The sequence below is a fragment of the Caballeronia sp. genome (assembly GCF_028292365.1).
Classification (GTDB): Bacteria; Pseudomonadota; Gammaproteobacteria; order Burkholderiales; family Burkholderiaceae; genus Caballeronia.
The window spans coordinates 26,495-48,006 of record NZ_JAQGMM010000358.1 but is presented as its reverse complement, the minus strand read 5'-3'; the positions used below and the strand labels follow the sequence as shown (position 1 = coordinate 48,006).

Genomic DNA, 21,512 nt, shown 5'->3' with positions numbered 1-21,512 from the left:
ACGAACTCCACCAAGTCTTGTGTTTCACGTTTTGTCTCCACTTGACACTTCTTAACTCATCGTTGAGTTTGCAATAGTCGGTGGGAGTGTTACGTGACCGGAATAGGAGTTATCCGAAAAGTGGTTTTGCTGCACTTAAGCGCCAGGGAAATCGCTCTAAAGGTTGAATTTCTATTCAACATGCCAGCCCGGGAGCTAAGCGAGACAGCGGCAGTTCGCGCAAGCTCTTAGACGGCGGATCTTCAGCCCCACTTCGAATGCCGTATCGCGGTTGAGAAAGTTCATCACGATGTGCGGAAGGACCGTGAAGTTCTGCGGGTTTTCGACTCGTTCGCGGCACTGATCTTCGCCGAAGGCCATGGCCAATATCCAATGCATCGAGTTTTCTACTCGCCAGTGGGAACGCCCGGCTTGGGCAATCGTGCGCCTTGGGCGGCAGGCGGCCGATGTAATAGCGGCGCTCAGAAATCACCGCACGCATTTTCAATACTCAGTGCTCTATCACGCGTCGTTTCGACATGCATAAGACCTATGTAGAAGCCTTTCCCGCTGCGTTGGCAACCCATTGCTCTAGTCCGTTGGGATTCACAGAACGGTAATAGGACAAGTCTGGTATCGGACGGGGGTACGCCCCCGTACACAGATGATTTCCGAAGAGCGAGTCATGTGGAAAATCATCGCCTCTACAGCCGTCTTGCTTGTTGGGTTTAGCGTCAGACCCGCGGCGGAAACCACTGCTTGTGAGGGAGCGACAAAACTCAACGCCATTTCTGTCGGAATGTCCAAGGCAGAAATGCTGTCCGTCATGGCGTACCCACGTCTACCTCGGCCAGTCGGGGCGTTGAGTGCTCGGAGTACATGCTCCTTGCTCATGGCGAGAACTACCGGAGCCGATCTCCCACCCGATACTTTGTAACCACTTACTAGTGGACGCGTTATTGAATACGGGGAAGGCGACTGTAGTCCCTATTACATGGATCAAGCATTGAAACGGGAGTCTCTTGACAGCTTTGACGGGTTGTCAATCGGGATGACCAAGGCCGACGTCAAAGGCGGATGGCGGTAGATCCATACGGGCCGGGTTTCGCTTCAATGTATGGACTGGAATGTCTAGAGTATTTTTACCCGACGGGCGACGGGAATTCCCCACATCGATTCGTTTCGTTCGCGAATGGCAAGCTGGTTGCAATGGGGCGCACAGGTTGCGGTAGCGAACTGAACGGGATGAATTTTGTTTCGGGCGGCAAATATTATTATCTTCGTTCGAAGTATTTCATCTTGAGCCCTGATTCGTCAGGGCTTGTTTTTGTTCGTGTATTCAAGCAGCACCTTTTTGAGGGCGTCGATGATGCGCAGCCTTTGGCGCTACTAACGTGACTGAAGTTTTTCTAGAGCCAAGCAACAATCTCAGCATTCACTCCTTGGCTGGCATGTTAAATAGAGACTTGACCTTTGTTGCGATTGCCCTACCTCTGACAAAGGCTCGCGTGAGCTGCATTACGTTGACCAATTCGACGCAACAATAGAATATGTACGCCTCTCCGAGCGCAACCTTTCCCTAAATCGGTCATGAACTTACGTGAGCGAGTTCGCGCATTGTGCTCGTACGCGTATATCCGCATGAAGAGGTGACGCAGGAAGCGGAGTGATTGTCACTGCGCCTCGTGCGCCATGGGCCACGTCAAACCCGTGGCACACCTTCCTCCATCAGTAACGCGACCGGCATTGAAGCCAGCGCGTCACGCATGAACAAGCGCTGCCCATCCGACTTCGGTGCATTCGGGCTCAGCCAGTCGAACAACGCACGCGAAGCCAGCGCTTCCGGCAAAAGGACTGCCGTATCGCCCCAATGAGCGGCGTCTATCAGCGGCAGGTCGTCTTTGCTCCCAGCCAACAACGAGTCGGCCAGCCGTGTCGCGATCACCACCGCGTACGCGCTCCCCGCATGCCGCGCAAACGCAATCACGCTGTCCGCATGCGCGCCTTCCACCTTCAGCGGCACGTAAGCGCCTTTCTCGAATAGCGAATGCGCGTGCGTGCGCAACGCCAGCGCGCGCCGCACAATACCCAGCTTCACCCGGCCATCGCGCCAGTTCTTCAATTGCTCCGATGGCGCCCCTTCAGCCTCGCCTTCACTCAGCCACACGCGCCGTTGCTCGAAGTCGACTGGTCGACGGTTATCGGGATCGACGAGACTGAAATCCCATAGTTCGGTGCCCTGATAAAGATCCGGCACCCCCGGCGATGCCAGCCGCAACAACGTCTGCTGGAAACTGTTGATCGCGCCCGTCCGCGCGACGCGCGTAACGAAAGCCGGCAACTCGCCGAGAAAACCATCGCGGCGCTGAGGCGCGAGGATATCGAAGAGAAAATCGCGGCATGCGTTCTCGTACGCCTCGTCGGGCGCAAACCAACTCGTGCGCAACTTGGCCTCACGCAGCGCCTTCAACTGCCATGCGCTCACGCGTTCGGCGAGTTCTTTCACGCCATCCTGATCGTCGGGCGAGAGCGTCGGCGGCCAGCAGCCAACCAGCGTCTGATACAGCATGGCTTCGGCCGCAGCGCCCGGCGCCCAGTCGTGTTCATTGCCATTCAACGCGCGCCGATGCGGCGTGTTCAAGGTCGACCAGCTTCGCAACGTCGCGGCCCATTCATCGGGAATCTCGCTCAAACTCGCGATCCGTGCGCGGACGTCTTCGCCGCGTTTGTGATCATGCGTCGCGGTGTTGAGCATCGCGTTCGGGAAGCGTTTGGCGCGTTCGAGATTGCCCGCGTGGAACGCGTCGACCGACAAGGAAAACTCGCCTGGATCGGCACCCACTTCGTTGCGCGAAATCAGGCGGCCGTATCGATAACACGCGGTGTCTTCAATCGCCTTGGCCGCCACTGGAGAAGTGAGTTGGGAGAACAGAGTTTGCGCGTTGCGTCGATGTGAACCGCTGGAGTTCGAGCCGGCGCTGTTCGCCTGCAAATTTTGATTAGGAACACTAACGGCTTGACGATCGCGGTCCCGATCCCGTCCACGATCAAGCAGGCGTTCACGCGGTTTTTCTTCGACGGCGTCGTCGCCGCCCGGACCGCCGAGCCACTGCGCAATTTGATCGAGGACGACAAGATCAGCGGGCGACAGCGCGGCCTTGGCGCCTTGATAAGCGTGCGAGAAAAAACGCTCATCTTCTTCGCTGCGCTGACCACCGACGGGATAGATCCGGTACACAGGAAAGTGCACCACGAGCTCACTCACCACCCGGCGCAACGATGAATAGGTGAAGTCGCGAGTGACGGGGGTATCGCGGGCGATCCGATGCAACGCTCGCGCAACGCGGTCTAGTTCAGCGGACAAGTTCTCGGCCAGGATCTTGCGCCGCGCCGTTTCAGCTTCGACGCCAAAGTCCGCCGGACGTCCGGACAACTCCGCCCAGCTTTGGGCCAGTGGTTCGGCGCCGCGCGGATCGTGCAGCAACGCGCCGACGTCGTTCATGAAGTCGTAGCCGGTGGTGCCGTCGACACGCCAGTCGTCACGCACGGGTTCGCCGCGCGCGAGAATTTTTTCGACGACGAAATACGTGCGGCCCTGCTTCAGGTTCTCCGGCCGATGCTCAGCGAGTTCTTCCAACCGGCCACGCAAGCGCTGGCAATATTCACGCGGTTCGGCGAGGCCATCGACATGATCGATTCGTACGCCGTCGATCACCCCATCGGCAAACAGCTTGAAAATCAGCGCATGTGATGCTTCAAATACTTCGGGGCGCTCGACGCGCATTCCGCCGAGCGTGCTGACGTCGAAGAAACGCCGCCAGTTCACTTCGTCCGCAGCGGTGCGCCACCAGGCGAGCCGATAGTGCTGCCGCTCCAGCAGCCGATGCAAACGATCGCGGCCGACGGGGTTATCGCCGGAATGGGCTTGCACGGCGGTGTCGATAAGCCGCTTGCCCTCGTCCGTTGCCGCATACTCTTTCAAGGCCGCCCGCGCTTCGTCGGCACGCGGCTGGTCGCCCGGTTGCGTGGACAGCCCCGTGAAGCGCTGCGCCATCTCGGGCGCGTGGTCCTGCAACACCGACGTGTAGTCGAGCGGACTCACCGGAAACGTGTGCGCGTAATACTCGATCTTGAATCGCCCCTGATCGGCATCGAATGCCAGCTTGATTTTGCCGCCCTGCAATTCCTCGCCATACGCCGCGCCCAGGAACGGCGCGAGCACTTTGCCGCGCAGCGCGGGATCGGGCGAATGCCAGTCGATGTCGAAATAACGCGCATGCGCCGCATGCCGTCCCCATTCGAGGATATCCATCCACCAGAGGTTTTCCGAACCGCCCACGCCCATGTGATTCGGCACCACATCCACGATCACGCCCATCTCGTGCGCGCGCAGCTTTTCGACGAAGCGCCTCAGGCCTTCTTCACCGCCGAGTTCCGGATTGACGCGGGTGTAGTCAACCGTGTCGTAGCCGTGCGTCGAGCCGCTGGTCGCGGTGGTGATCGGCGATAAATACGCATGACTGATCCCGAGCGCGGCCATGTAATCGACCTGGCGCGCGGCGTCGTCGAAGGTGAAATCCTTGTGTAGCTGCAGCCGGAGCGTGGAGCGTGGAACGGTCATGGTCTCAGTCGGTGGGTGAAGCGTTATGCGTGGCCGCCTTCGTCTGGGCGGATTTTTTCCGGGCCTGATCAACAGCAAGCAGGCGGTCGACGAACGAATCGTCGTCAAAGAGTTCGGATACGGGTACGGCCATCCGCCGGCGCCAGTTCGGATGCTCGTCAATGGAACCGGGCAGGTTCGGCATCTCGGCGAGCGCGAGCAGATCTTCCAGCGGGTAGATCGCAAGCGGCGCAGGCGTGGACGCCACGAACGCGAGCGCTTCGTCTACCGGCGCCGTTTGCGGGGAGATATCGGCGGACACGGGGATATCGGGCGCGGCGACACCGGCTTCCTGAAAGGCAGACCACAGCAATTTACGATCCTCGCCACGTTCCACCTGGGCCATTTCGACAGGATTCTGTCCGTCCGCACGCGCTGCCGTCTGGCCGATCTTCGAGCGCCACACAATGTCCTCGCCGATCCACCAACCGGTAACCGTCGGCAGGTCATGCGTGGTGGTGGTCGCGGCCACGTCGTGATCCCAGTCGGCGGGTGCCTTGAAGCCCGGACCTTTTTCAGCGCGTTCAAACCAGAGGACACGGATGCCAAGCAGGCCGTGTTCATGCAAGCGTTCGCGGAAGCCGGGCGGGACTGTGCCGAGATCCTCGCCGATCACGATGGCTTTATGCCGCCACGACTCGAGCGCGATCAGCCGCAACAGGTCGTCGAGTGGATAACGCAGGTACGCGCCGTTCTTTGCGCTTTCGCCGTCGGGCACAAGCCAGAGACGCCGCAAGCCGAGAATGTGATCGATACGGATACCACCCGCGAGCGTGAACGCGGCACGCAGCATATCGATAAACGCCGAGAATCCCTGTGTACGCATAGCACGGGGAGAGAACGTGGTGAGGCCCCACGATTGTCCGGCCTGGTTGAACAGATCGGGTGGCGCGCCGACAGACACGCCCTGCAGCATTTCGTCGCGGTACGACCACGCGTGGCTGCCCGCGCTGTCGCAGCCCACGGCCAGATCTGCGATCAAGCCGATCGCCATGCCTGAGTCGCGCGCGACGTGCTGCGCATGCGACAAGCCCTTGGCCGCGAGCCATTGCGCGAAGAGGAAAAAATCGACTTCGTCCTTGTTCGCGGCGGCGAATTCCGCGACGGCCTCGCTGCGCGGGTCGCGTAGTTCACCGGCCCAGTTGCGCCAGTGGCCTTCGTTGGCTTCCTTCAATTGCGCTGCCTGCAGCGCCTCGAAGCGGGCGTGATCTTCCAGCGCGCGTCCGCCGTGTTTCACGAAACGGGTGAAGTCCTTGTGCAGCATGTCATGTTCGCGAGGACCGGTTTGCGCGTTGAACTGCGCGAACAGCGCACGCAGCACGGCCAGTTTCGCGGTGACCACGCGCGGCCAGTCGATTAGCTGCAGCGCTTCGAGTTCGGCGAATTCGTCGGCGACACCGGCTGTTTTTATCGCCGCCTGCGCCGCTTCCACGCCCAGCACCGCCGCCGGATCGATGTGCGCGATGTTCAGGAACAGTCGCGATGAAGGCGAGTACGGACTGAATTTGTTCGGCTCTGCGCTGAACATGGCGTGCATCGGGCTGATTGCGATTGCGTGGCTGCCGCGCTGCGCGCTTTCTGACGCAAGCGTCGCGAGCGCGGAGAAGTCGCCCACACCGCCGTCGCCTATGCGCCGCAAACCGTATACCTGCGCGGCCACGCCCCACATCGGCGGAGTTGCCTGCGGGGTAGCCTGCAGGCCGGGCTGGAGCGCGCGCCAGGCATCGTCGACGGTATAGCAGCGCGCCGGGGCCACCGCGAGCGTCGTGCGCTGCTCGTTGATCACTAGCGTGTGATAGCCCGGCTCGGAGATTGGCGAGAGCAAGGCGGTGGCCCCTTTCGGCGACGTAAATCGCCCGTCGATAACCGCGCCGCTTTCCAGTTCGATCCGATACCGTGCGCCGGATTTCACGGCCGCCATCGGCAGCGAGATGCCGCGATCGATCTCCGCGGTCATCAATGGCGGCAACTTGCGCCCGGACAATTCCGCATCGAGCGTCGCGGTGCTCTGCTTGAGTTGCGTGGCATTGTCGCAAGGCAGGCCGAGGCGTTCCAGCAGCACTTTCAGCGTCTCTTCCGGCACGCGCTGGATCAGCTTGTGCGCGTCTTGCCACTCGACCTCGAAACCGGCCTTGGTGGCGAGCGCCTCAATGGCGCTAGGGGTTTTATCCGGCGTAGCCGGGGTATTGATGGTCGTGCTCACGAGGTTTTCCCCGAAGCTTTGACGCGACGAGCGTCATGATTAAACGCGGCATCGGCGAAATCGCCCGTCAGCCACGCGATAAAAGTCTCTGCGCCCAACTCGCCGCGATCCGCCGCGTCGCGGGCTCGAGCCGGCGTTTCGAATACGACCTTGCCCGGTGGATGGCCGGTGAGTGGAACAGCTTCCTTGCCCAGATTGAGCGCGACGGAATAGGTGCTGCCATCGCCGAGCCGCCAGTTCGCGAGAACCGCTTTCTCTCCGATAACCTTGGCGCCAAGCGCCTTCGCATTCTTCAGGTGCGGCATCAGCAGCTTCGTGCGCACAGCCAGCGCCGAGCGATAGAAGTGCAGCCAGTCGTTGTGATCGGCGGGCTGCTTGCTTTCATCGGGCGACGACATCCTGAACGTCTCGATGGCGTTGGGATCGGGGATCTGCGCGCGACGCTTTTCGTCGGTGAACGCGGAGAACTTCGCAAATTCCCGGCGACGCCCTTCGCGCACGGCGTCGGCGAGCTCATCGTGGTAGTCCGTGAAGAACAGGAATGGCTGCGTGGAACCGTACTGCTCTTCCATGAACAGCATCGGGATTTGCGGTGTCAGCAGCATCAGGCCGGTTGCGGCATAGAGTGAGTCTTCGCTGCACAACGAGCGCAGGCGGTCGCCCATTGCACGGTTGCCGACCTGATCGTGGTTCTGTAAAAACATCACGAACGCCGTGGGCGGCAAGTAAGCGCTCGGTTCGCCGCGCGGCTTGCCGTCATGGATGGGCGAGGGCTCGCCTTGATACACAAAACCCTCGCTCAGCACGCGCGCAAGCTTCTCGATTGGCTGGTCGCTGTACGCGCCGTAATAGCTCTCGTCCTCGCCGGTCAGCAGGACATGCAGCGTGTTGTGCGAGTCGTCGCTCCATTGCGCGTTGAAATGCGATTCGAGCAGGTTCGACGTGTTGTGCTCGTTCTCCAGCACGAGATGCACATACCGCTGCGATTCCACCGACGAACGCACGCGATCCGACAGTTCGCGCAACCACTCGTCGTCGTTGATAGCGTGGACGGCGTCGAGGCGCAGGCCATCGAAGCGATATTCCTTCAGCCAGTACAACGCGTTATCGAAGAAAAAGTCGCGCACTTGCGGACGTTCGAAATCGATCGCCGGACCCCACGGCGTGTTCACACCCTCTCGGAAGAACTGCTTGGCGTACGCGCTCAGATAGTTGCCATCCGGTCCGAAATGGTTATAGACCACGTCGAGCAAGACCATCAGTCCGAGGCCATGCGCGGCGTCGATGAGCGTCTTCAGTTCATCGGGCGTGCCGTACGCTGAATCGGGCGCGTAGGGCAGTACGCCGTCGTAACCCCAGTTGCGGCTGCCGCTGAAGTCGTTCAGCGGCATCAGTTCGATGGCCGTTACTCCAAGGTGCGCGAATTCCTTCAGGCGGCGCGTCACGCCGGCATAACCACCCAGCGCGCCCACGTGCACTTCGTAAAGCACCGTTTCTTCCCACGGCCGGCCATGCCAGTTCGTGTTTTCCCACCGATACGCACGCGGGTCGATCACTTCGCTTGGACCGTGGACGTCGTCCGGCTGAAAGCGCGAGACCGGATCGGGCACCGCCAGATCCGCATTGATCCGATACCGATAACGCGTGCCCGCGCCGCCTTCAGCGAGCACTTCGAACCAGCCGTCGCCGGTGGGTGTCATGTCGATCAGCGTGGGAGCCGCACCGTCTTCGTTGGGGTACAGCTCCAGTTGCACTGCTTTCAGCGACGGCGCCCAGAAGCGATAGCGCGTGTGTCCGGCATCGGTAAGGTGAGCGCCGAAGGGCAGGCAATAGGCATGGTGACGCTTGTGCGGATCGATTGGGGTTTCGGACATGATGTGTGTGCCTTCAGTGCGCTTGGTCAGATACTTGGCTTGGAGCCTGCCCGGCGTTTCGCGCCTGACGTCTTGGTGCCGCCTTAAGGCGTCTTCGAGCCGTTCAATTTTCCTCCTTTGCGGGCGGTGCGTGCTGGGGCACGGGCGCCTTCCAGGGTTCCGCCGTCCGTCGCGGTCCGATTGTGCCCGGGTCCGGCGGCAACGCCGTCAAGAGCCGTGGCCCCTCGTGAGCGCCGGCCATCCAGACGGCCTGCCAGTCGGCGTCCCCGGTCGGCTGCGCGAGCAGCACGGCCACGCTGTGCGGCTGCACCTCCAGTTCCCCGCCGATCAGCGGATATTGCAGTGCATCGGGCACAGCGCTATCCATGAGCACGTTCCATTCCAAGTGCGGTGCGGGAGCGGCGAAGTTCAGCGCTTGCGACGATCCGTTCATCATGATCAGGATCACATCGACTTCCCCATTCAGACCGGGCCCCGCGCGACGTAGCGTCAGCGCACGTCCTTCGGGGTCCTGCCACGCGTCGATAGTCAGCGCTGTGCCGCTTTCGTCAAACCAGCTGACGTCATAAAGACCTGGCAGCACCTCGCGATCGCCGTGGAGAAAGCGCATTTCCCGCAGCAGCGGGTAGTTTTTGCGCAGCGCGATCACGCGGGCGACAAAGTCAGTCATCATGCGTCCGGCGGGCGATTCTGCTTGCGCCCAGTCGATCCACGAAATCTCGTTGTCCTGGCAATACGCGTTGTTGTTGCCGCGTTGCGTGCGGCCGAATTCATCGCCGCCGAGCAGCATGGGCGTGCCGAGCGAGAGCAGGTTCGTCGCGATCAGCGCACGTGCCACGCGGCCGCGGGTTTCGAGGATTTCGGGGTCATCGGTCGGGCCTTCCACGCCCCAGTTGGCGCTGCAGTTTTCGTTGTGGCCGTCGTTGTTGCCTTCCTGGTTTGCTTCGTTATGTTTCTGCTCGTAGGACGTCACGTCCGCAATGGTGAAACCGTCGTGCGAAGCGACAAAATTCACCGATGCCCAGGGCTTGCGCATGCGCCGGTGAAACAACTCGGCGGAGCCGGTGAGGCGCGCGGCGAGATCCGGCCTCACGCCCGCGTCGCCGCGCCAGAAACGGCGTATGCCGTCGCGGAATTTATCGTTCCATTCGGCGAATCCTGGCGGATGGTTGCCGACCTGATAGCCGTCAGGGCCGATATCCCAGGGCTCGGAAATCATCTTGCGCGTGTTGAGGATCGGGTCCTGGCGGATGGCGTCAAAGAAACCCGAGCCGGGGTCGAAACCGTGGCCTTCGCGGCCTAGCGTCACGCCGAGATCGAACCGGAAGCCATCGACGTTGAACGCCGTCGCCCAGTAGCGCAGCGAGTCCATGACCATTTGCAGGACGCGGGGATGCGACAGGTTCACCGTATTGCCGCAACCCGTTTCGTTAATATAACGCCGTTCATCACCGGGGATCAGGCGGTAGTAACTGGCGTTGTCGAGGCCGCGCCATGAGACCGTCGGCCCGAGCTCGTTGCCTTCGCATGTGTGGTTGTAGACCACGTCGAGAATCACTTCAATACCCGCTGCGTGAAGCCGGCGCACGGCAATGCGCATTTCGTTGAGCCGGTTGGTCGAGAGGTACGACGGTTCGGGTGCGAAGAACGCAGCGGTGTTATAGCCCCAGTAATTCTTGAGACCGCGTTCGACGAGGAAGCGGTCGTTGAGAAACGCGTGGACGGGCAGGAATTCGACGGCGGTGATGCCGAGCTTTTGCAAGTGTTCGATGAACCATGGCGATGACAGCGCCGCGAACGATCCGCGTTCGTGCTGGCGGATGTCGTTGCGGAGCATGGAGGTGCCGCGTACATGTGTTTCGTAGATGACGGTTTCGCCCCAGGGGACGTTGGGGCGGGTGTCGCGGGACCAGTCGAAAGCATCGTCGGTGACGACGCATTTTGGGGTGGCGGGGGCTGAATCGCGCCGGTCCATTGAGAGGTCGAGGCGGTTCGAATGCACGCGATAGCCGAACAGGGCGTCGGACCAGCGCCACTGGCCAACGAGTTTTTTCGCGTAGGGGTCGAGGAGCAGTTTGTGCGGGTTGAAGCGGTGGCCCAGATGCGGTTGGTAGGGGCCGTGTGCACGGAAGCCGTAGACCGTGCCGGGGTGCGCGCCGGGGAGGTAGCCGTGCCAGATTTCATCGGTGCATTCTGGCAGCTCGAAGCGGGCGAGCTCCTTGCGGCCGGTGGTATCGAAGAGACAGACTTCGATTTTGTGTGCGTTCGCTGAGAACACTGCAAAGTTGACGCCTAAACCGTCCCAGTTGGCTCCGAGCGGGTAAGCCGCGCCCGGGAGTAACTTGTCGGGAAATGAATTAGCCATGGGGTTTCCGTTCGCACTCGGGGTTTGGGGGTTTGGGGGTTTGGGGTTTGGTTGTTCGGTGGTTTGTTTTGGGTTAGCGATCGGGGGTGGAGCTGGGGTTGCCAGGTTCTTGCGTTAGCGGATCTGGGTCATTGTCGGGTTGCTGCTTTCGGGCTTAGTGGTCTGCTTAGGTTGGCTATTTTCTTTATCACTGTTAGCCACTGCGCGTGGCGGCGCGTCATTTCTTGGTCCTTAGCGACAAAGAAACGAAGCAAAGAAAGCGCTTTCAAACCGCGCTACCCTAAGTGTCCACAGCGTGCAGTTTCTATTCATAGGTGCCCCAAAAGCACGGTGCTCGCCAGAGCCACGGATGTGTGAACCCCTCTTTCTCCGAACACGGATACCCACACGCTTCGCCACCAGTGACTGAACCTGCCCGAGGTCCATCCCGCGCTATCCGCGTGAACCCTCCACCAAATTAGTACGCACGACGAACCACGTCGCCAACCCACCAAGAAACAAAGCCGCCAAAATGCATCAGCCCACACTCGACCAAATAACCGCGCATGCCAAGCAAATAAGCTACAAATATGAAGCAGAAGTAAGCGGTGGTCCACGAAGAAAGTCCCGCAGACCTTCCGCGCAAACCATTCAACGCGAACCAGCTAACGCAAACTGCTTGACCAACCTACTAAGAAAACGAGGCCTTGAATACGCGTGAGGCCGTGCCGGTCCGTAGAACACTGGTGCTCGCCCGAGAGCGTACGGGGCGAAGCGTGTTCGTGTCAGGATTCGCGAGAAGGAGGGTTTCACACATCCTCCGCTCTGGCGAGCACCGTGCTTTTGGGGCACCTATGAATAGAAACCGCACGCTGTGGACACTTAGGGTAGCGTGGTTGAAAGCGTTTTCTTTGCTTCGTTTCTTTGTCGCTTTGGACAAAGAAATGACGTGCCGCCACGCACAGTGGCTAACAGTGATAAAGAAAACATCTAACTCACGCAGACCACTAAGCCCTAAAGCAGCAACCCGGCAATGACCCAGATCGCTAACGCTGGAACCTTGCAACCCGGCATCAACTCCGACCGCTAACCTTGGAACCCCACCGTCCACCCCCAACCAGTGCGAACGAACCCCCTCCCCCGATGTTAATCGGCCCTCAGCACAATCGTCGCCAACGGCGGTAAAGTCAGCGCCGCCGACCACTCCCGTCCATGACTCAAAATATTCTCGGCGTGAATCACGCCCCCGTTCCCCATATTCGATCCGCCATACACCGACGCATCCGAATTCACAATCTCACTCCACTTCCCACCCCTCGGCAATCCCACCCTATACCCCAGCCGCGGCACCGGCGTCATATTCGAAATCACCACGCACTCACGACCCTCACCATCGGTGCGACGGAACGCAAACACGCTATTGGCCGCGTCGTCGCCAATTAGCCAGTCAAACCCGTGAGGATCGCTATCAAGCTTGTATAACGCCGGCTCCTCTCCATACACCCGGTTCAAATCGCGAACCAGCTTCTGTAATCCACCATGGAACGGATCATCAAGCAAATGCCAATGCGGCGACGTATCGTGATTAAACTCGCCAAACTGACCAAACTCACCGCCCATGAACAACAACTTCTTGCCCGGATGCGTCCACATGAATCCCAGATACGCACGCAGATTCGCAAACTTCTGCCAATGATCCCCAGGCATCTTCCCAATCAACGATCCCTTTCCATGAACTACCTCGTCATGTGAAAGCGGTAACAAAAATCGCTCGGAATACGCATACACCATCCCAAACGTAAACATGTTGTGGTGGTACTTTCGATTGACCGGATCCTCTTCCATATAGTGCAACGTGTCATGCATCCAGCCCATGTTCCACTTGAAATCGAAACCAAGCCCACCGTGCTCCAGCGACGCCGTCACACCCGGCCACGCCGTCGATTCCTCAGCAATCGTAACCGCACCAGGAATCTGACGGACTTCGTGATTAAGGCGCTTGAGGAATGCTATCGATTCCAGATTCTCGCGCCCGCCATACATGTTCGGCACCCACTCGCCCGCCTTGCGCGAATAATCCCGATACAACATGGAAGCCACCGCGTCCACACGCAATCCATCAACGTGATAACGCTTTAACCAGGCCAGCCCCGACGCCACGAGGAACGCGCTAACCTCGTTACGGCCGAGGTTATAGATCATCGTGTTCCAGTCCTGGTGATACCCCTCTCGCGGGTCCGCATGCTCATAAAGCGGCGTGCCGTCAAATTCGACAAGACCATGGGCATCGTTAGGAAAATGCGCCGGTACCCAGTCGAGAATGATCCCGAGCTGCGCTTCATGCGCACGGTTCACGAACTCGGCAAATTGCTCAGGCGTCCCAAACCGCGCCGACGGCGCAAATTGCCCCAACGGCTGATAGCCCCACGAACCACCAAACGGATGCTCCGCAATCGGCATGAATTCAAGGTGCGTGAAACCCATGCTCTTCGCATACGGAATCAGGCGCTCGGCAAGCTCGTGCCAGTTCATGCCGCGGTTGCCTTCCTCAGGTACGCGCAACCACGATTCCGCATGAACTTCGTACACGGAAATCGGCGCATTCACGGTCTGCCTCGGTCCGCGCGAGTTCATCCACTCGCTGTCGGTCCAGGCGTATCCGTCGATAGCCTCAGCGTCGGCCACCACCGAAGCCGTCGCGGGCGGCCGCTCGCTTTGCATCGCGCACGGATCGGCTTTCAACGGCAACGCGTGGCCATCGCGCGAGATGATCTCGTACTTGTAACGCGTACCCGCGCCAAGACCCGGCACGAACAGTTCCCAGACGCCGGCGTTATGGCGCAGGCGCATGGGGTGCCGGCGGCCGTCCCACGAGTTGAAGTCGCCCACCACCGAGACGCGTCGTGCATTCGGCGCCCATACCGCAAAACGCGCACCGGCCACGCCGCCATGAACGACTGGCCGCGAGCCGAGGCATTCCATCACCGCATACGGATCGCCCCAGGAAATGCGGTTCAACGCGTCATCGTCTAATACAGGACCGAACGAATACGTATCGGCGACTTCCTGTGGCGTGCCGTGCCAATCAATATTCAGCCGATACGCCTGCATCTCATCAATAAACCCGATAAACAACCCCGCCGGATGAACCTGCGTGAGCGTACCAAGCGGCTTGCTGCTGTCGCGATCAAGCACCTGCACGCCGGTCGCGCCGGGCAACAGTACGCGAACGACGGGGCCGACATCGGTCTGATGAAGCCCGAGCTTCGAAAACGGATCGGGATGGCGAGCTTCGACGAGCGCGTCAATATCGAGCGGATGCAGACCTTCGGTCAGCAGCCTGTCGTCTGTGCGCTTATTCATTTTCGTTTCCATCGGATGTGTCCTTGAATGCGGGGTCCACGGGCCGCGAACCCGGCGCGGGCGGCGCGCCCGTATCGCCAAGCAAGCGGCTCGCAAGCGACGCGAGGCCACGCAACGGCAACCCGATCCAGGTCGGACGGTTCGCCGCTTCATAGCGGATTTCGTAGGCGGCCTTCTCGATCAGGAAAAGATCGAGAAGGGCGGCTTGCGTGGCTTCGTCGCCGGCAATCGGTTGCGCAGAAGCTGCCACCGCCGCGAGGTAGTCGAGCAAAAACGCTTCCTCGCCATGACCGCGCAGGCGCTCGAACAACGCGCGCTTGCGATCGGCGGTTGCCTGCGGTGCGTTTCCGGTCGTCGGCTGCGCGGCGGCGCTCGCATACGACAGGGAACGCAATAAGCCGGCCACGTCCCGCAACGGACTCGATTTTTTACGCCGTTCTTCCAGCGGCCGCGCCGGTTCACCTTCGAAGTCGATGAGGAACGCGTCGCCCTGCGCCATCAGCACCTGTCCGAGGTGGAAGTCGCCGTGAATACGAATGCGCAATGCATTGGCGTTTTCCGGCACGAGCTTTTGCACCGCTGCCAGCAGCAGGTCGCGACGATCGAGCAGGCTCTGCGCCAAGGCGCGGTCATGCTCGCTGAACTCCAGGAGCTTCGCAGCGAGGATGTCGAGCGCCGTCACGAGCAGCGCGTGCGTGCCGTCGTTCCAGCCGCGCACGTCCTTCTTCGACGCCTTTTCGGGCGCAAAAGCAGGGTCGTCGGAGGGTTGCGCGAGCGCGACGTGCAGTTCGCCCAGCCGTTGCCCGATGATCCCCGTGACTTTCCTGTAGCCTTCGATGCCCTGCATTTCCTTCTCACGGTCCAACGAGTGGTCGTCGGTATCCACGGCCAGCGCAAGTTCATCCACGGTGCGGCGCAGGTAATCGAGCGCGTAGTTCCACGCATCGCCCTGGTTGTCGATAAAGCCTTGCAAGATGCACAGCGTGTGCGGCACGCCTTCCGGGTCGACGCGCACCACTTCGCCGAACAGCGGCCCCGTATTCTGGTAACCGAGCTTCGTCAGGTGCCGGCTCATTTCGGCCTCCGGATGAATCCCGCCAACCAGGCGACGCACCAGTTTCAGCACTATCTGATCGCCGATCACGAGCGAGCTGTTGCTCTGCTCGGCCGCCAGCCAGCGAATTTCCGGCGGTGGTTCTCCAGGCCTGAAATTGGCGGCAAGCGCATCGAGCCGTTCGGTTGGAATAAAGCGGATCTCACTCTTCTGCACCGTGGGAACGACCGCCCGCTGCAAGAGCTTCTTCAGCACGCCGTAGGTGAAGTTCGGGACGGCGAAGGCATCGGTGATATGGCCGATATTACGAACCTGGCGCACACGCGCAAGCGCGAGCTGCATGTAGAGCGGCGAGGTCGTTTCCGTGCCCCATGCAATCGTGAGCGGCAGCACGTAGCGTTCGGTGTGATCGCCGACATCGGCTTCGATCTCCGTGAACGCAAAGCCCGCTTCCGGAATGGTCGTCAACGCCGCGAGACGCACGCCGAGCAGCTTCTTGTCCTTCGACGCAAACCAGCGGCGCTTGCTCAAGTAAGACGGCAGCACTTCCGATTCGAGCAGGCGTACGTTTTCCGGCGTCGGGCCGGTCTGGCCGGCGCGGATCACCATGGTCACGAACTCGGGCAATTGCTCGGACGGCGCCTGGCTCCACGCCGGACGCTGATTGCCCGGGCACAACTGGAACCACAGGAAACCGTACGGCGGAAAGGTCAGCAAATACGTAAGCTGCCCAATCGGCGGGAACGCTGAATCCGCGGTCATTTCCAGCGGCACCGAACCGGCATACTCGGACAGGTCGAGCTCAACCGCTTGCGGCGCGCGAGACAGATTCGCGACACACAAGATGGGCGGTTCACCTTCGACTTCACGCAAATACGCGAGGATCTTGCGGTTGTTAGGACGCAGGAAGCGTATGGTGCCTCGTCCGAACGCCTGCTTCCCGCGACGCACCGTGAGCATCTTGCGGGTCCAGTTGAGCAGCGAGTGCGGATCGCGGCTCTGCGATTCCACGTTCACGGCGTCATACCCGTAGAGCGCGCCCATGACTGGCGGCAGCACGAGTTGCTCCGGATCGGCGCGCGAGAACCCGCCGTTTCTATCCGATGACCACTGCATCGGCGTACGCACGCCGTCGCGATCACCCAAGTGGATGTTGTCGCCCATGCCGAGTTCATCGCCGTAATAGATCACGGGTGTGCCGGGCATGGACAGCAGCAGTGAATTGATCAGTTCAATCCGCCGACGGTCGCGTTCCATCAGCGGAGCAAGACGTCGGCGAATGCCGAGATTCAGACGCGCGCGGCGATCGCTTGCGTACGTGTTCCACAAATAATCACGCTCGGAATCGGTCACCATTTCCAGCGTGAGTTCATCGTGATTACGCAGGAAAATGGCCCACTGGTTGGTCGGCGCGAGATCCGGCGTCTGCCGCATGATGTCCGTGATCGGGAAGCGGTCCTCGCTCGCAATCGACATATAAATGCGCGGCATCAGCGGGAAGTGAAAGGCCATGTGGCATTCGTCTTCGTCGCCAAAATATTCCTTCACGTCTTCCGGCCATTGATTCGCTTCGGCCAGCAACATGCGATTCGGATATTCCGCATCGATAGTCGCGCGGATCTTCTTCAGAATCGCGTGCGTTTCCGGCAGGTTCTCGTTGTTCGTGCCTTCGCGTTCCACCAGGTAAGGCACGGCGTCAAGCCGCAACCCATCGATTCCCATGTCGAGCCAGAAGCGCATCACCTGCAGCACTTCCTTCAGCACGGCGGGGTTATCGAAGTTCAGGTCAGGCTGGTGGTTAAAGAACCGGTGCCAGTAGTACTGCCCCGCGACCGGATCATGGGTCCAGTTGGACGGCTCCGAATCGATAAAAATAATCCGCGTGTCTTCGTACTTCTTGTCGGTATCCGACCAGACGTAGTAGTTGCGATGATTCGAGCCCGGCTTCGCGAGGCGCGCGCGCTGGAACCACGGGTGCTGGTCGGACGTGTGGTTGATGACCAGTTCGGTGATCACGCGAATGCCGCGCGCGTGCGCTTCCTGGATGAAACGCTTCACGTCGGCGAGCGTGCCGTAATCGGGATGCACGTTGCGGTAATCGGCGATGTCGTAGCCATCGTCACGCCGTGGCGACGGATAGAACGGCAGCAGCCAGATCGTATCCACGCCGAGTTCGGAGATGTAATCGAGCTTCGCGAGCAGGCCGGGAAAATCGCCGATGCCGTCGTTGTTCGCATCGAAGAAAGACTTGATGTGGATCTGATAAATGATCGCGTCTTTGTACCAGAGCGGATCGTTGCTGAGAGTCGAGTTCTTGTTACGCTTCACGTGTCGCTCCTTGAGCCGCGACGATGTTTCGTCCCGGCTGTATGAGTTGTTCTGTGCCACGTCGGCGAGTGCCGTCGTGATGATGACTGTCAGGTGACGCTCGCAGGACGGTCAGAGAGCCGTCAAAGCGCGGTCGGCGCCCGCGGCAAACCCCACGTCGGCGCAATTCTCCAGATCGCAAACGGCCGCGTGTTCGGGTCGAGCCGGATATGCTGCCGTCTGCCGCGCCACTCAAAACGTTCGCCAGTCATCTGGTCCTCCACGGCCAGCGCATCCCATTCCTGCACGCCCCAATTATTCAACGTCTGCCACGGCAGCTCCACGTCCGCGCCCTGTTCGTTGAAGGGATCGAGATTGATCGCGACCAGCACGATGTTGTCGCGTGCCGCATTCGCTTTCTCGAAGAACAGGATGTTGTCGTTGTGAGCGGGAAGGAAGTTGACGCCGAGATGCGAATGCAGCGCCGGATTCGCTTTCCTGATCCGGTTGAGCGCGGTGATTTCCCCAACGATATTGCCCGGCCGGTTCCAGTCCCAGGCACGGATCTGATACTTCTCCGAATCGAGATATTCCTCGCTGTTTGGCAGCGCGGCGGCTTCGCAGAGTTCGAAGCCGCTATACACGCCCCATAGTCCCGAGAGTGTCGCGGCGAGCGCGGCGCGGATCACAAAGCCGGCACGGCCCGAACGCTGCAGGAAACGCGGGTTGATATCGGGCGTGTTGACGAAGAAGTTCGGGCGGAAATACTCCTTCGCGTCCGTCTGCGTCAGGTCATGCATGTATTCCAGGAAATCCTGCTTCGACTCGCGCCACGTGAAGTACGTGTACGACTGCGAGAAACCGAGCTTGGCAAGGCGATTCATCACGCGCGGACGCGTGAACGCTTCGGCCAGGAACATGACATCGGGATGACGCGAGCGTACATCGCCAATCACCCATTCCCAGAACGGCAGGGGTTTGGTGTGCGGATTGTCGACGCGGAAAATCTTCACGCCGGCCGCGATCCAGAACAGGAATACGTCGCGCAATGCGAGCCACAGTTCCGGCTTCGCGTCCTGCGCGTAGAAGTCAGGATTAACAATGTCCTGATATTTCTTCGGCGGATTTTCCGCATAACGCAACGTGCCGTCCGGGCGCCACGCGAACCACGTGGGATGCTCTTTCAGCCATGGATGATCCGGCGAACACTGCACGGCGAAATCAAGCGCGATCTCCAGACCATGTGCACGCGCTGCGTCCAGCATCTGCTTGAAGTCGTCCAGGTTGCCGAGTTCGGGATGCAAGGCGTCGTGGCCGCCTTCCTTGCCGCCGATGGCGTAGGGACTGCCCACATCGCCGGGTCGGGCCGTCAGCGTATTGTTCTTGCCCTTGCGGTTCGCCATGCCAATAGGGTTGATTGGCGGGAAGTACAGCACGTCGAAACCCATCTCGCGAATGCGCGGCATCTTGCCGATCACATCGACAAACGTGCCGTGGCGATTCTCATCGTCGCTCATGGAGCGCGGGAAGATTTCGTACCAGCTTGCAAAGCGCGCGGCGGCGCGTTCGGCATCGATGCGATAGGTCACCGGATCGCGTGACAGGAATGGCCGATGCCGTGCCGCCTCGATCGCTTGCGCCGTTTCCGGCGCGAGCGCCAACGCGAGGCGGGCGTCTGCATCCGCTTTGGCGAACTGCTTGACGATCCCTTCCAGCGGGTCCGTTTGCGCGCCTTCCGTGGTTTTCACTTCGGCCAGGATCAGCGCGAACAAATGCCGTGCTTCCTCCAGTTCCAGTTCAACCGTTTGTTCGGCCTTCAGCTTCTTCTGCATGTGATCGATCAGCGAAGCGAAGTCGTCGCGCCACGCGATCACCGTGAATTCATGACGGCCGATGCGATCGATTGGAATGTGCGCGGTCCACAAGTCATTGCCGAGGGGCAGGACCGGGATCATGGGCGCTTCGTGCCAGTCGGTTTCATCGGCGGCGCGCCATTGCACGGCGGCCGCGATCTTGTCGTGGCCTTCCCCGAAAATCGCGGCCGTGATTTCCACCGCTTCGCCCACGATCCGCTTCGCCGGAAAGCGCCCGTGATCGACCGTCGGCGTCACGCTTTCGATCGCCACCCGCGGCGCCACCAACGCTTCGTTCACTGACTTCTTGTCGGCCGCCTTGGCGCCGCGCTTGACCTGCGGTTGTGCGAGCAGGATGGGCGGCTCGGCCGCGCCGCGCAGCACTCGCACTTCGCCGGGCTGTAACAGGAACGGCTCAAGCGGCAGCGGCGTTTCCGTTGTGTCTTCGTCAATCGGCCGAAACCGCGTGAAGTTACCCGGTGCGCCGTCCAGTAGATGGCGCGTATCGACATAAACCGGCGTGGTGAGGTCCGGGTTCAGCACGATCAGCGCTGCCTCGGCCGCGATCCGCAGATCCGGACTGCTGCCTCGCAGAATGGCCGCGTAAGGGGTGCCCGCGCCGGTCAGCGCACGCAGCTCGCCGATGCTCGCCAGTGCCGCGGAGTTGCGTTGCAACGCGTTGGCATGAGCCACTTCCGCCGATACGTTAAAGCGCGCGCCTTCTCTCGCGCGGCGGAATTCTTCCGCGCTGCCGTGGTTGTAGGTGAGCGGCTGCGTCAGGCCGTATTCGAAGCCCATGGGCACGAGCAGGCCGGTGCCTATGCCCGCCGCCGTGTACAACGCGCGCCGGTAGGCGCGCTCCACCAGCGACGAGTCGCCGGTGTCAGGCAGGTCGTGCAGCAGGCGCGAGCCGTAGGGCTCTTCCGGAAACGCGATGGGCGGCGCGATGCGAAACAGCGCGGCGTGTTCGTCGAAGAGCCAGTTGCTCTGGAAATCCCACCATCGCGACGACGAAAACACCGAGTCGAAACCGGCATCGGCAAGTCCCGCGAGATCGTGACGGCTGATGCCAACCGTCCATGCAAGCCATTTTGTTTGCGGATGACGTTCGCGAACAGCCGCACCGAGCCTGCGCCACACGTGGGCCGGCACCTTGTGCGGAGCTTCGAAGCGAAAGCCACCAATGCCGGCATCGGCGAGCAGCATCAACTCGCGCGCCCACCATTCGGTGAGCGCCTGGGCTGCTTCGCCATCGCCGAAATTCGCATGCGCCGCGCTTTCTTCATGCGGCGCGTGGCGCGGGTCGAGCCGGGCTTCAGCCGCTTCGAACGGATGAAACCAGTTGCGGTTATCACGGAACAAACCGCCTTCGGCGCTGACCTGGTCGAGGGTGATATCCACCAGCAAGGTCAGGCCGTGCTTGCTCGCCTGGCTTGCAAGCAGACGCAAACCTTCGCTCGCGGGCGCGTTGGAGTCGAATACGGCGTGTAGTTTGTGATGATCGGCCACGGCCTGTCGATGGCCGTTGCTGCCCGGCTGGAAGGGTGCGCCGATCAGGACGTGATCGAAGCCCAGCGCGGCGGCATGTTCGAATTGTGCGGACCAGTCAGGCAACGGTCCGACGAGAAGGGGGTCGATGAAATAAATTCTTGGCGCGTACGCCTGAAGCATGTGATGGTGTTCCATCGGTCGTCTTTTCCAGTTCGTCCTGCTATGGCGTGGATGCGGGAAAACGCGATCGCGCTCAACCAGGCAATAAACCAACCGCAAGAACGGCTACGGCAGACGAGCCTCAGACAGTCTTCAAAGCACCAATTCCGGGGTGACGAGTGCGGTGCGTATCTTCATCAGGCGATACGCCGTTCGGTGCGGCGC

8 protein-coding genes are annotated in these 21,512 nt (G+C 60.7%); 1 reads left to right on the top strand and 7 read right to left on the bottom strand.

Annotated elements, in window-relative coordinates; all coding sequences use genetic code 11:
* The first annotated feature begins 1,056 nt into the window (after positions 1-1,056).
* Positions 1,057-1,377 carry a hypothetical protein gene (locus tag JWR14_RS21865; RefSeq protein ID WP_299711372.1) on the top strand — a complete coding sequence of 107 codons (321 nt, stop codon included), beginning with the start codon at positions 1,057-1,059 and terminating at the stop codon, positions 1,375-1,377.
* A 304-nt stretch (positions 1,378-1,681) separates the two neighbouring features.
* Here the strand turns inward: JWR14_RS21865 and treY are convergent, their stop codons facing one another.
* The 7 genes from treY to JWR14_RS21830 form a co-directional block, all read right to left on the bottom strand.
* The gene (gene treY, locus JWR14_RS21860; RefSeq protein WP_299711369.1) at positions 1,682-4,600 is read right to left on the bottom strand and encodes a malto-oligosyltrehalose synthase; all 2,919 of its coding nucleotides are present in this window, start codon (positions 4,598-4,600) and stop codon (positions 1,682-1,684) included.
* Positions 4,601-4,604: 4 nt separating this feature from the next.
* Positions 4,605-6,842, bottom strand: a complete 2,238-nt coding sequence (gene malQ / locus JWR14_RS21855) for a 4-alpha-glucanotransferase (RefSeq protein WP_299711366.1) — start codon at positions 6,840-6,842, stop codon at positions 4,605-4,607.
* Positions 6,839-8,716 carry a malto-oligosyltrehalose trehalohydrolase gene (treZ, locus tag JWR14_RS21850; RefSeq protein WP_299711361.1) on the bottom strand — a complete coding sequence of 626 codons (1,878 nt, stop codon included), beginning with the start codon at positions 8,714-8,716 and terminating at the stop codon, positions 6,839-6,841. Before treZ ends, malQ begins: the two co-directional genes overlap by 4 nt.
* A 103-nt stretch (positions 8,717-8,819) precedes the next feature.
* Positions 8,820-11,081 carry a glycogen debranching protein GlgX gene (glgX, locus tag JWR14_RS21845; RefSeq protein ID WP_299711358.1) on the bottom strand — a complete coding sequence of 754 codons (2,262 nt, stop codon included), beginning with the start codon at positions 11,079-11,081 and terminating at the stop codon, positions 8,820-8,822.
* Between the two features lie 1,125 nt (positions 11,082-12,206).
* Positions 12,207-14,423 (bottom strand): 1,4-alpha-glucan branching protein GlgB, encoded by a 2,217-nt coding sequence (gene glgB / locus JWR14_RS21840; protein ID WP_299711355.1) that lies wholly within the window; start codon positions 14,421-14,423, stop codon positions 12,207-12,209.
* Positions 14,416-17,805 carry a maltose alpha-D-glucosyltransferase gene (gene treS / locus JWR14_RS21835; protein WP_299711352.1) on the bottom strand — a complete coding sequence of 1,130 codons (3,390 nt, stop codon included), beginning with the start codon at positions 17,803-17,805 and terminating at the stop codon, positions 14,416-14,418. Before treS ends, glgB begins: the two co-directional genes overlap by 8 nt.
* A gap of 122 nt (positions 17,806-17,927) precedes the next feature.
* Positions 17,928-21,323 (bottom strand): maltotransferase domain-containing protein, encoded by a 3,396-nt coding sequence (locus JWR14_RS21830; protein WP_299711350.1) that lies wholly within the window; start codon positions 21,321-21,323, stop codon positions 17,928-17,930.
* Positions 21,324-21,512 lie beyond the last annotated feature (189 nt).